The following is a 12,741-nucleotide window of genomic DNA, read 5'->3' as shown; positions in this document are numbered from 1 at the left end:
TCCACCGAAATGGAAAATAAATTTTGACTTCTAAATATCGCGATTATTCTACAATAGGATATGAAAATAAAGGCAAATAACAAAATAGTGCTGGAACACCACAAAACTAACGCACTTCACAACTATAATTTCTCCATTAGTGAATATAGAAATATATTTACTGCGTATTAGTCAAGGAGTTAATTTTTTCATTTTCATATAGTGTTCTCGTAAAAGGGCCTTTGTCATTAAGATAAAGGCCCTTTTTAATGGCCTTATCCGACTAATGCACTTCTATTCTATCTATTTCCAATTTGAAGTCCTCCTCTTTTTTGTTTCCAATAAGAAAACTGATAGATTCCATTGTAATATGCGGATAATTTGGCATATCAAGCCTTCTACCCCTGAACCACGGGGTCATTTCCTCCATTTTTATTTCCAGGGTCTGCCATTCCCCATTAGTATTGAATTTGACAATGTAACTGTAATAGTCCTCCTCCTTGGATTTTATTCTAAATTGATAATTTTTTCCATCCCCTTTAAGTCGGATCACACATTTGGAATATCCACTAACGCTTACAGTATTCATTTGATACCTTACCGAAGAGAATCCGCCATTATTTTCAAGTGAAACATGCCCTTTAAAAACCCCATGGCCTTCTTCATTGACATATATAGAACTCAACGACTGGCCACCCATGACCACATCGTCCAGAACGGTCCATTTAGAAAGGTTACTATTTATATTAAAATCAACTATTACTATAGGGTTTATCATAAACAATTGAACTATAATTATTGGGGCAAAAACTATGTGATTAAAAGGAAATAAAGCCATAATCAATGTTTGGGTAAATACTTTTTTGGAATGGGGTTTTCTTCAGATTCTTGGGTCCAATAAATATTCATGATCCACCATCTACTCCCGTCGTCCAACAATTGTATACTATTGATTCCTCTCATAAAAGGAATGTCATCTTTTTTGCTACGAAACGATTCATAGGTACTGAAGACTTGGGTAATAGGACCAAAACTATCGGTTATCCTATGTATTTCCGTTTCAAAAAATCCGTTTTCCACCAATGATTTCCCTGCAACACCAATATAATCATCCACTGATAAATACCGGGCTGTGACCTGTCCTTTCTGATTCTTAACGGAAGGCATTAATTTAGCATCAGGATGAAATAAAAATTGGAATAGCTCCCAATTTCTCTGTTCGCCTTTTTCACCAGAAATTACCCCGTAGAGAGTGGCCAAAGTATCGTCCAAGGTTTGGACTTTATCCAGATATGCTTCCTTTTGGGATTGTGCCATAGAGGAAAATGACACTCCAAGAAAAAGAACCAATAAAAATTTGAAATTTCCCATACCATTATCTTTTTATCAGAGCTTGTGTAGGATACCTTTCTCAAGGCACCTCTAATCTTCACCTGCCAAAAGGCAACATTTTATGATTGGAGTTTTTCCTTAAAGAAATCAATGGTTCTTCCCCAAGCCAAATCTGCTGCCGCTTCATCAAATCTAGGTGTTGTATTGTTGTGGAATCCATGGTTCACCTCTGGATAGAAATAAGCCATATGTTCAACGTTGTTTTCCTTAAGCACTTTCTCATAAGCAGACCATCCTGCATTCACCCTTTCATCCAAACCAGCATATTGAAGCATTAAAGGCGTGGTGATATTCGCTGCTTCCTCATCTGTGGGCTGTCCTCCGTAAAATGGCACTGCTGCAGATAAAGAAGGTACTTTAACTGCCATCATATTGGCTATCCATCCTCCAAAACAAAAGCCTACCACTCCTATCTTTCCACTACAATCATCACGTGACATTAGATACTCATAGGCCGCAATAAAGTCTTCCAGCATCTCATCCCGATCTCGCTGCCTCTGTAAGGTCCTCCCTTCATCATCATTTCCAGGATATCCTCCTAGAGGGGTTAAGGCATCTGGCGCCAGGGTGATAAAGCCTTCTAAGGCAGCTCTTCTACCTACATCTTCAATATACGGATTAAGGCCCCTATTCTCATGCACCACAATGATGCCTGGTAATTTTTCCTTAGAATCTAGTGGCTTGGACAACAACCCCTTGATTTTACCACCCCCTTTCGGAGAGTCATATGTGATATAATCCGACTGTAATCTTGGGTCGTTGGGCTGCACCAAAATGGAGTCAATATAATCGGGCATCATAAAACTGAGGAGGGATACCATGGTTATACCCCCTACCGCATAAAGGGATAGCTTCTCCATAAATTGCCTTCTTTCAATTTTATTATGTGCATAGTCATCGTATAGGTCAAAAACCTCTTGATTGATATCTTCCTTTGTTAACTTTTTCATTTGCTTTAATTTTTTAAGTACAATTTACTCTTTTTCCGAATTCTTAGAAACCATATTTGATTTAAGGTATACATCCATTTGAGGAAAAGGAATGATAATATGGTGCTCACGAAACTTTCGACTAATAATTCTACGAATATCACTTTTGGCCTTGCCAATTCTAAAAATACTCTTGCTAAAAAACAATAATTCAAAATCTAATGATGAGTTTCCAAAATTCATTAAACGTTTGCTGTAAACCCAATCCTATACCCACCAATAGAGCTCCAGAACCAGCCAACAAAATAGTTACCTTTACACCAATATTTTCCAATAAAAATGCAATTGCTATGATCCAGATAATATACTTCATCATCTGGTACAAGGCATAACTGCTCCCGTGATCCAATTTATTCAATTTTGATTTCCGGGCAAGTCCTTTTTTAACCAGCCAAAGAAGTAGCCTTGCAGTTGACAAGATTAAAAAAATACTAGAATTTGAAATTTTTACAGTGTAATCCCCAATGGTGAAAATTTCAAATTCTAGTATTTTATTGATCGTTTCCATTTGGTCTTTATATAGTAAAGCCTAATTATTAATGTATTTTGATTTGCAGTTTACGCCCCCTATAAATATAGTAAATTTCAAAATGAAGTGACTAAAGTTACCAACATAAACAGGTATTTTTTAGTGACATAGAAAATATAAAGTTACTTTTTAACGAAAGGATTCAATTGAGTCTTAGTTACAGCCACGCTATCAATTTTACTGCGAGAATAATACACTGGAAAGTATTGATCTTTAGCCCAGGGTTCAAACAAGTTGCTATAGAAGGGGCTGTCTGGGTCACCAGATTGGCCGGGACCATTGGTACTTATGGCGGCATCCCAATCTCCTGTATTTACTATCATCCTAAAGGAGGCTCCACTACTTTGTCTATCATTGGCTCCTGTAGACCCAGGGGTAAATGAATTACCACCTCTTGGCAAGGGACCTAAATCTAGTTTTGCCTTTATTTCTTCATTAACCACACTACCCAAAGCGTGGGCCATATAGGTATGTTTAAACTTTTCTTGCCCATATTGCCATTGGGCCATATCGGGGCCTAAGGTTGCTTCCAAATAGTCCATACCTTTGTTGAATGCGATAAGGAGAAAGGTATTTCTTCCTAGGATGGGATTGGCACCAAACCTACTGTCTGGGCTTACTATCCAATCTACCACTTTTGTCATTTGAATATTATCAATAAGTCCTTGGCCTGCAATGGGGATAAAGCTTTCATTGGCTAGTTTTCTAAGTTGGTTTTCAAAGGCCACATAAATGGCGGCTTCTATAGATGGGCCTTCCAATCGAAAATCCCATTGTAAGAGCTTGTCCCTTGCCTCTTTGGATTCGCCCTCCATAGGTAAAACTGACAGTAATGGAACCAAAGTCCTAGCGGGAATGGAAAGATAATCTACCTGTAACGCTTTCATGTCTTCCATCGTCATTTTTGATCCCGATTTCAATACTTCGTTTACCCTGTCCCCTCTATAAGGATCGGCCCAAGAAAAGCCTATGGCATTCCAATGCTTATAATCGTCAGGTGTTACACTTTGGTTGGCTGTGGCAATAAAACCATTAGCAGGATTTAAGGCATTTGGTTTTTGAACGATGGGCAAATATCTATCCCATTCATAACGACCATCCCCAGGTACAGGGACCATCCCGCTAAAGTTTTTTCTAACGGGAGCAATCCCGACTGCTTGCCATCCTATATTCCCTTTTTTATCGGCCCAGATCATATTTTCACCTGGAATATGGCTATAATTACAGGCTTCCCTAAATTCTTCCCATGTTTTGGCCTGATCCATACGCAACGAAGCTAAATATGGTGACCCGCCTGGTTCTAGCCATGCACAGCGAACAGCATAGGCCGTATTATTATTTTCATCAGAAAAAACTACAGGCCCATGTTTGGTATATTTTAATTCCACTTGCTCATCTTTTTGTCCTTTCACCTTAATGGTTTCTGAAATAATAGTCATATCCTCCCATTGATCCTTATACTTGTACTGGTGGGGATTTTCTGGATTCAGTTCATAAACGTACAAATCCTCTCCATCAGTTTCAAAAACAGTAAGCCCCCATGATCCATATTCGTTATGTCCTATGGAAATTCCAGGAATTTCGGGCTCTCCCCCACCGATCACATTCCATCCTGGTGCTACCAAATGAGTCATATACCTTAAGGAAGGCACTGCAATGGTCCTATGAGGATCATTAGCCATATAGGTGTTTCCATCCGCCATTAACCTTCCGCTGACCACCCAGTTGTTACTCCCAATGGAACGAGGATCTTCCTTTTCCAATTTGGTCGTTAACATTGCCGTTTCTAGGGTCATATTCTTATATGCCTCTTGTACATCACTTTCCTGAAAGGCTATGGGTTTTCTGTAGGCCTTGTAAAGTTCTAAAATATCCTGGAAAAGGAGCTCCTTATCCACCTTAGGATCCAGATCTATAATTGGATCCTTGGGATGGAACCAGGATAAATCCTTTACTGTAGCCGATCCTAATTTGGCAACAGCACGTCCTATCTGTAATTCGTCCTCAATATTTCCCAAAAGGCCTTGATGTCTAGATATTACAACATCTGGAGTCCATTTTTCAGGTTTTATATTTAAAACCTGAAATTCCAAAGGCAATAGCTCCGGAGTTCTTAGTATTTCTTCAATGTAGGCATTCACCCCATCGGTATAGGCCGTAATAATTTCTGTCCCATCTTTGTGATAATGGTTCATTTCTTGGGTCATATCCCCACGATATTTAAAGAGTCGGGTCCCAATATCTCGTTTCAGTTCCCTCTCCCCTAATATTTCGGCTACAGTTCCGGTGGCCTGTCTTCTCCAAATCTCAAATTGAAAGAGGCGATCCTTTGCTGCAGCATACCCTTGGGCAAAAAAAAGGTCGTGCTGGTTTTTGGCATAAATATGATTGATGCCCCACTCATCTCTGACTAGTTCTACAGGTTCTTTTAGACCAGGGACAACTAATTTATCTAAGTCAGAGGAAGTACAGGAACAAATAAGGAGCGTAATAAAAAGGTAGATATAGGTTTTCATATTCAATCGGTTGGAATTGGTTAAATAAGTTAGCTTATGGAAAAATCATAGGCTTTTAAAGGTACTTAATTTTATTATTCCAAAATAACTGTGGGAATATGAAGATCTCATATTTGAAATGTACTTCCTTGAAAAACTCAAGTCGGCTGCCTAGAATGATTATCTTCCAAATAGCCCTTTTTAGGAATAATCCGTTTATGATAAAGACGTTTTCCACTATGTAGGTTCTTTACATGAAGGCATAAAAAAAGAAAAGTCCCATAGAAATAGATGTGTATAATTCTTCTGTTTTATACAACTGCATTAGCATTCCTAAGGGACCTAGGACAAATAAGTAATAGAGATAATTATTTTATTTCACGGAAACCCCTGGCTTTTTGGAAGTCTTCATATCTGCATAGCGCGGGTCTTGGATATAATCCTGTTTTTGCATTTTTAAGACCTCTATGCTCAAAAAGCCAAATTCACTCACCACCTTCCCATAAAACCTATAAATTCCTCTCCCTCGAAACGGATATTGGGCGGCTATGGGCGGGAATAATACCGTATCGAATACCTCCCCATGTTGGTCCACCAAAGTGGCAAAGTTCATTCGGGTGCCTTTGTGGGTCTTGGTATTCTTAACCGTAACCAAATAACCGTAGATATCTATGTATTTGTCCAGATAAGTCTCTAAGTCCCGTTTACCATTTGCATTCTTGGGAGGGTCTACCAAGATATCAAACGGACTACAGAGACTAAAGCCCAAGAGCTCCAATTGGGTAAAGGCCATTTCCAGATCAGTACTGTGCAGTTTGGGGATGGTAAAATGCTGTGGCTTAGCGGGAAACAATTTGGGATGGTCTAGTTTTGTGCTTTTAGAAAGGAACAAATGGGCTTCCCATAAGAGCTCATGCTTGTTCACCTTCGTAAACCGAAAGGCATCTATCCGAATTAGGATGCTCAATTGCTCAATGGAAATAGGCACCCGATCCACAAAATCGGCCAAGGACAAAAAGAGACCGTTCGCCTTTCGTTCCTTTAAAATACGTTCCATTACCCTTGCTTCCAATTCCCTGAGATACATATACCCCAAATAGAGATCTTTCCCATAGATACAATTGGCCGCCATACTTTTATTGATACAAGGTGGGTGTATACGAGCCCCCAACATCTGGGCCTCGTGGATATAAAATTCGGCACTGTAGAAGCCGCCTCCATTATTGAGTACAGCCACCATATATTCCAGAGGAAAATAGGCTCTTAAAAATAAGGTTTGGTAACTTTCCACAGCATAGGAAGCAGAATGTCCTTTGGCAAAGGCATACCCAGCAAAGCTGGCCACCTGGTCCCATATTTCAAAGATCAAGGTATCTGCATACCCTTTTTTACGGCAATTGTCCACAAACTTGTCCTTTACCTTTTGAAACTCTTCCCTTGAGCGGAACTTCCCACTCATTCCCCTTCTCAGTACATCTGCTTCTCCTAGGTCCAGATCGGCAAAATAATGTGCCACTTTGATTACATCTTCTTGGTAGACCATAACGCCATAGGTCTCTGGCATAATCTGCAACATCACAGGGTGTGCCCTTTCCTCGGCCCGACCCTTCTCTCGATGCCGCAAGATATATTCCCGCATCATTCCACTTTTGGATACCCCGGGCCGAATAATGGAGCTTGCAGCTACCAGTCCCAAATAGGTGTCTACCTCCAACTTTTTCAATAGCATGCGCATGGCCGGGGACTCTACATAAAAGCAGCCCATACATTGGGCACTTTTTACCAAGGCATTCACCACAGGATCCGTTTTAAACCGTTTAATATCATGGATATCAAAAGTTTCCCCCTGTTCGGGTTGATTATAGGCCAAGACTTGCAAAGTCTCCTCTATTTTTGCCAGACCACGTTGTGAAAGGATATCGAATTTGAAAAGTCCCACATCCTCGGCAATCACCATATCAAACTGTGTGGTAGGGTATCCCTTGGGTGGCAGATGGGTAGCAGAAAAATAATGGATGGGTCTTTCCGTAATCAAAATTCCTCCGGCGTGGATGCTCAGATAATTGGGCATCCCCTTGATGAGCTCACCATACTTTAGCACCAAGAGGGACATCTCATCCAATTGTGATGGATGGTATTTTCCATCGCAGAGCACATCTATCTCTTCCTTGGGCAGACCAAACACTTTTCCCAATTCCCTGATTACCCCTTTGACCTGAAAGGTAACATAGGTACCCAAGAGGGATACATGAGGAAAACGATCAAAAATATATTGGGTGACGGCTTCTCTGTCTTTCCAAGAGAAATCGATATCAAAATCGGGTGGATTTACTCGATATAGGTTGATGAAGCGCTCAAAATAAAGATCCAGTTCAATGGGATCCACATCGGTAATCCGAAGCAAGTAGGCCACAATACTATTAGCACCACTGCCCCGACCTACATAAAAAAACCCTTGTTTCCGGGCATAGGAAACAATATCCCAATTGATAAGAAAGTAGGAGACAAAACCCATTTTCTTGATCAGGCCGAGCTCCTTTTGCAGACGTTCCAAGATTACCTCATCTACCTCCTCGTATCTATAGGGCAAGCCTTCTTGACACAATTGTTCTAGCATTACCTCATCGGAAGCGGTATCCCCCAAATAGGTTTCCAAATTCTGGGGCTTTCGCCCTTCGGAAAAATCGAAATGGATACTACAAGAACGCAGCAACCGCTCTGTGTTCTCCAAGATAAAACTGTACTCAGAAAAAGCAGCCGCCAAATTCTGCATGGGAAACATCTTCTCCTCCGGACGGGCCTCCTCTATTTGTGGCAATTTACTCAACAATACATTCTTATCAATGGCACGCAAGAGGCGATGGGCATTAAAATCGCGCTTGTTCCTGAACGTGACCGGCTGTTGCACCACCAACCTATCCTTTAACTCTATGATTTTGGAAAAGGGCAAGCGGCGTAGATCAGCAATAGATATGCCTATAAACTCATGCTCAAAAAAGGTCTTTTGCTCGTTCAGCAATACTTTCTCGAACGGGTAGACCACGTAGGCATTTTTAAAAAAGGGGGCCTTGGGTGCAAACTTTTTTTCTTGGTGCAGGTGTTCGGACAAGAAGTTGTTCAGTTCCTGATACCCTTCATTATTTTTGGCAATACCCACATAACATTGGTCCACTCCGTTCCGAAAATCGATTCCCAAGATGGGCTTTACCCCATAATCTTGTGCCTTCCGTACAAAATTTAAGCATGCCGACGTATTGTTAATATCGGTAAGCACCAACTGCCCCACATGGTTCTCTTGGGCCAATTGCAAGAGTTCCAATTCGGATAGGGTTCCGAAACGTAAACTGTAGTAGGTATGGCAGTTGATGTACATTATGTTTATTTTTCAATCCAAGGGTTCAATATTTGAGGCTAACGGGAAGACGGTCTTCCTAATACTTTCGGTGTGCCAAGATGATAGGCGGCTGTCCATTAAATGGATTCTGCATCCTGCCAATGGTCTTTGCTCCCAACCCCGACGCCCTAAGCACGCTTTTATCCCCAAAACGCTCCCTGATCTTATCCAAAGCAGCATATAGGTTCAGGGCTTCCTCTGTATCATCAAATAGATTGATCTGATAGTTGCCCTGTACCAAATGGCTGAACCTGATGCCGATGAGACGCACCAATAATCTTTTATTGTACAGGGTATTGAACAGTTCCAAAATTTTGGGAATCAGGATATGGTCTGCACTTGTAAAAGGGATTTTTAATTGTTTGGAATAGGTGTTAAAATCCGAGTAGCGGATCTTGACCGCAATACAGGCCGTTAATTTGTCGCCCCTCCGTAGTTGGAAGGCGAGGTTCTCGGTCATGGCAATAAGAATCCCCCGAAGTTTGATCACATCAATGGTGTCCTTATCAAAAGTTCGCTCGGTAGAAATGGATTTTCGTTCCGAGAAAGGAATCACAGGGGTGTTGTCTATGCCATTTGCTCGTTTCCAGATAACAGCTCCATTGGTACCCAACACCCTTTGCATCATATCCATGGGCATTTCTTGGATGGTCTTTACCTGTCGCAATCCCAAATTTCGGAGTACTTGGTAGGTCTTATCGCCCACCATTGGTATTTTATTTATGGACAGTGGAGCCAAAAAAGGCTTCTCATAACCCAGGTCTATTTTTAGCTGATTATTGGGCTTGGCCTCATTCGTCGCCACTTTGGAAACCACCTTATTACCCGATAGTCCAAAGGAAATAGGAAGGCCAGTTTCATTGATGATCCTATTCCGGAGTTCTGAGGCATAGTGGTAGCAACCAAAAAAACGATCCATTCCGGTAAGGTCTGCATAAAACTCATCGATACTAGACTTCTCAAAAAGGGGCACCTGCTCTTTAATGATATCGGTAACCATATCGGAATGCTTGCTGTACGTCCCCGCATTGCCTTTGATGACCACTGCTTCTGGGCATAACTGCTTGGCCATTTTCATAGGCATGCCAGAGTGTACTCCAAACCCTCTAGTCTCGTAACTGCATGCGGCCACCACACCTCTATCACTCGTACCACCTACCAACAAAGGGCGGTGCTTTAACCTACTGTCCTGTAGTCGTTCTACGGACACAAAAAACGTGTCCAAATCTAAATGAAGTATTGTCTTATCCATTGCATACCAAAAAAGGGTATGCTAAATTATGGAATATTTCCATATTATTGGAATATTTCCATATTATTAATATTCAAAAATTATACACTTTAGATATCTCCTGGATTTCAAGGCAAGTAAAAAATAAATATTAAATAAGGTCTAGGCTTGGTATGAGGAGATACCACCTCAATAGTTTAAGTTTAAGAGAAGTATTACCCCACATTAACCATAGCAGCAATCTCCTATAAGGTATTAATATAAGATTCTATCCGTTCCAAAATCTCCAAAAATTACTTTTGTAATTTAGGGTTCCCATAACGAAGATCCTCTTCGTAACGAAGAGCCAAACGGTACCCTTCCTGTAGTCCCAAGAAGTTAAGTTTAGGTTTAGGTTTTAATTTCTGCACCATGTGCATCGTATCCTTATACTTCTTATGACCAAGCTTTTCTAGGTATATCTCTTTGTCTATGGGAAACTCATTTTTGATCAGCGCAATGAACTTTTTCTCGAGCCCCTCATCCCCACCGGACAATTCCCTGATGTAATTTAAATGTGGTACTTCTTTCATTTTCATTTATTAACCCAAAAAAAGAGGAATGTATCTCAGAATTTCCTCTAAAAAACAAAACTCAATCCTACTAGATAAAAACTAATCTACATGATATACCATATAAAAAATGTAATGGCAAATGCTCTAATGTTGTGTTCCTGCAACATACAAAATGCTACAAAAGTAAGTAATTTCTTCTTTGAGAATGATTTCACACCTTACATGTGCGTAATATTTACAGGTTTATAGAATAAATCCTACATAAAATCAAGTTAATCTCATTTCAATACTAATTTAGAACGTAAAATAAAAAAGGGATACCCTCTCATTTTACTAAAGATCAAAGTATTACAAAAAGTCTAAATACTTTTTATTCAATCTACAATTTGCATTTTTTTCAACAGAAAGGAAGCATTCATATTCTGGCATATCCCTTCTTTGAACTTATAATCAAAATAAAGTTCACCATCGATAATTTCTGCATCGAAATAGTGGTTTTCCACCTGGGGTAAGGAATTGGATGCCTCACACAGGCTTAGATCATGTGTAGCAATGATCCCAGTTGCTTTGGAACCAATCAGTTTTTCCACAAACTTTCTAGAACCAATTGCCTTATCCGTGCTATTGGTCCCTTTTAATATTTCATCTAAGACAATAAAGTAACGGTCGGTTTGGATTTGGTCCACAATAAATTTTAGCCGTTTTAATTCTGAGAAAAAATAGGATTCATCATCTGTTAAAGAATCAGAGGTACGCATACTGGTAATTAATTTTATGGGGGAATAAGTTGCCATACTGGCACAGACCGGCAACCCCATATTGGACATTACAATTTGTAGGGATACTGTTCGTAAAAAGGTACTCTTCCCAGCCATATTGGCCCCTGTAATAATCAAAAACTGCTCCCCTTGTATTTGAAAATCATTGGTGACACTCTTTTTAGGATCCAATAATGGGTGTGAGGCATCTAGAGCTTTAAGCACAACAGCATCATCGGTCAATTCAGGAAATGAATACTTAGGATGGTTAAAAGTAAAATTACCCAAGCTATTATAAGCGTCAAAAAATGCAATCGTATCGAACCATTGGTCCACTTCTTGTCCATAGGTTTTAATCCATCGTTCTATTTTAAAAACTTGATTAAGATCCCACAATAAAAAACCATTACCTACCACACCAAAGAACATATTATTACGCTGATCCAAAGCACCCAAAACCCGAGCAAAATCATTCAATACCAAAGAGGTTTTTCTATCCACTCTAGTCACCATAGCTTTCTTATTCTTCAAAAGTTCTGAAGTGAATTCTGTCTTCTCAATTTCAAAAATCAATTTTTGATATTGCTGGAAAACGGTTTGTACCTTTCCCGTTTTTGCAGCTAACGTATTGATCTTAACTAAATAAGAACCGCTAATCCCCAAGCCAGTAAAAAACCAGAAAGCCAATATATATCCTGATGTGATATCCATAAAATATAGGACAATAACTAAAATTGACAATCCCGAAAATATCATAGGGACATATCTCATAATCTTGGGAACAAAGAAGGTATAGGCGCTGAGCCAAGCTGTAATTGTCTTTGCGGCTATTTCTGTCTTTACTAACGTAGCTTCGGCAGCATACTCTTGCCTCCATTTTGCCATATGTGCTAACTCCTTAATACCCTCCTGTTTCTTTTTGATGTCATCAATACTGTTTTCAGTAAACAACAGAGCTAATTTTTCAGTTCCCTGATCTAATACTGTTCTATTGGTATATTGGAAAAATGAACCCTTCCCAAACAAATCTATATCCTGACCAAAATGGTGGAATGGATCCGCGAACCTACTCCCATCGGGCAATCCTTTATAATCTCTAGCCAAAACCTTTATCTCTATTTCGTTGATCTTAATTAAAGCCAAAATCTTTTCCTTCTTATTTGCCAAATCAGCATGGCGGGAAACCAAGAAAACAAAAATCACAATGGTCCCTAAAACCACCCCTAATATCAACCTACTATTTCCCCACGCGTAATAAATACCAGCGAAGGATGATAAAAATAATATTAATCGCATCATACTTGAAGCCAATAATAGCTTCTTAATATGAGCTAGTTCTGACGTATGTTCTGTGATTCGTTTTGTATAAAAGGTAATGAGGTTTTCCATGGTGAAACTTGAGGTTTACTATTCTTTAAAT

Annotated in this window: 10 protein-coding genes; all 10 read right to left on the bottom strand. The window is 39.7% G+C overall.

Translation table 11 applies throughout. The annotated features are described in order from the left end of the window. Positions 1–262 precede the first annotated feature (262 nt). Positions 263–817, bottom strand: coding sequence for a CIA30 family protein (locus ABXZ36_RS11435; protein WP_354615754.1), 555 nt, complete (start codon positions 815–817; stop codon positions 263–265). A gap of 2 nt (positions 818–819) precedes the next feature. Further along, complete coding sequence (locus ABXZ36_RS11430; RefSeq protein WP_354615752.1) at positions 820–1,350, bottom strand: hypothetical protein; 531 nt, start codon at positions 1,348–1,350, stop codon at positions 820–822. An 80-nt stretch (positions 1,351–1,430) separates the two neighbouring features. Beyond that, on the bottom strand, positions 1,431–2,321 hold the full coding sequence (locus tag ABXZ36_RS11425) for a dienelactone hydrolase family protein (RefSeq protein WP_354615750.1): 891 nt from the start codon (positions 2,319–2,321) through the stop codon (positions 1,431–1,433). A 24-nt stretch (positions 2,322–2,345) separates the two neighbouring features. Continuing rightward, positions 2,346–2,543: a hypothetical protein gene (locus ABXZ36_RS11420; RefSeq protein ID WP_354615748.1), complete on the bottom strand. Its 198-nt coding sequence runs from the start codon at positions 2,541–2,543 to the stop codon at positions 2,346–2,348. After that, a complete protein-coding gene (locus ABXZ36_RS11415; protein WP_354615746.1) occupies positions 2,512–2,868 on the bottom strand; it encodes a hypothetical protein in 357 nt (118 codons plus the stop codon). The genes ABXZ36_RS11420 and ABXZ36_RS11415 overlap by 32 nt, the downstream gene beginning before the upstream one ends. Positions 2,869–3,011: 143 nt before the next feature. Beyond that, entirely contained in the window at positions 3,012–5,405 is a 2,394-nt protein-coding gene (locus ABXZ36_RS11410) for a penicillin acylase family protein (protein WP_354615744.1), read from the bottom strand. Between the two features lie 352 nt (positions 5,406–5,757). Further along, positions 5,758–8,757: a DNA polymerase III subunit alpha gene (locus ABXZ36_RS11405; protein ID WP_354615742.1), complete on the bottom strand. Its 3,000-nt coding sequence runs from the start codon at positions 8,755–8,757 to the stop codon at positions 5,758–5,760. A gap of 58 nt (positions 8,758–8,815) precedes the next feature. After that, positions 8,816–10,030, bottom strand: coding sequence for a DNA polymerase IV (dinB, locus tag ABXZ36_RS11400; RefSeq protein ID WP_354615740.1), 1,215 nt, complete (start codon positions 10,028–10,030; stop codon positions 8,816–8,818). Between the two features lie 272 nt (positions 10,031–10,302). Next, on the bottom strand, positions 10,303–10,581 hold the full coding sequence (locus tag ABXZ36_RS11395) for an Hpt domain-containing protein (protein ID WP_354615739.1): 279 nt from the start codon (positions 10,579–10,581) through the stop codon (positions 10,303–10,305). 356 nt (positions 10,582–10,937) lie between these two features. Continuing rightward, positions 10,938–12,710 (bottom strand): MutS-related protein, encoded by a 1,773-nt coding sequence (locus tag ABXZ36_RS11390; protein WP_354615737.1) that lies wholly within the window; start codon positions 12,708–12,710, stop codon positions 10,938–10,940. Positions 12,711–12,741 lie beyond the last annotated feature (31 nt).

It is taken from the genome of Sediminicola arcticus, from assembly GCF_040566695.1.
GTDB classification, from domain to species: Bacteria; Bacteroidota; Bacteroidia; order Flavobacteriales; family Flavobacteriaceae; genus Sediminicola; species Sediminicola arcticus.
The sequence above is the reverse complement of the archived record's forward strand: the minus strand, read 5'-3'. Positions and strand labels throughout refer to the sequence as shown.

Bases quoted from the DNA above. Each gene is read 5' to 3' on its own strand.
- ABXZ36_RS11435 (WP_354615754.1), bottom strand. From the start codon at position 817: ATGGCTTTATTTCCTTTTAATCACATAGTTTTTGCCCCAATAATTATA.
- ABXZ36_RS11430 (WP_354615752.1), bottom strand. From the start codon at position 1,350: ATGGGAAATTTCAAATTTTTATTGGTTCTTTTTCTTGGAGTGTCATTT.
- ABXZ36_RS11425 (WP_354615750.1), bottom strand. From the start codon at position 2,321: ATGAAAAAGTTAACAAAGGAAGATATCAATCAAGAGGTTTTTGACCTA.
- ABXZ36_RS11420 (WP_354615748.1), bottom strand. From the start codon at position 2,543: ATGAATTTTGGAAACTCATCATTAGATTTTGAATTATTGTTTTTTAGC.
- ABXZ36_RS11415 (WP_354615746.1), bottom strand. From the start codon at position 2,868: ATGGAAACGATCAATAAAATACTAGAATTTGAAATTTTCACCATTGGG.
- ABXZ36_RS11410 (WP_354615744.1), bottom strand. From the start codon at position 5,405: ATGAAAACCTATATCTACCTTTTTATTACGCTCCTTATTTGTTCCTGT.
- ABXZ36_RS11405 (WP_354615742.1), bottom strand. From the start codon at position 8,757: ATGTACATCAACTGCCATACCTACTACAGTTTACGTTTCGGAACCCTA.
- dinB (WP_354615740.1), bottom strand. From the start codon at position 10,030: ATGGATAAGACAATACTTCATTTAGATTTGGACACGTTTTTTGTGTCC.
- ABXZ36_RS11395 (WP_354615739.1), bottom strand. From the start codon at position 10,581: ATGAAAGAAGTACCACATTTAAATTACATCAGGGAATTGTCCGGTGGG.
- ABXZ36_RS11390 (WP_354615737.1), bottom strand. From the start codon at position 12,710: ATGGAAAACCTCATTACCTTTTATACAAAACGAATCACAGAACATACG.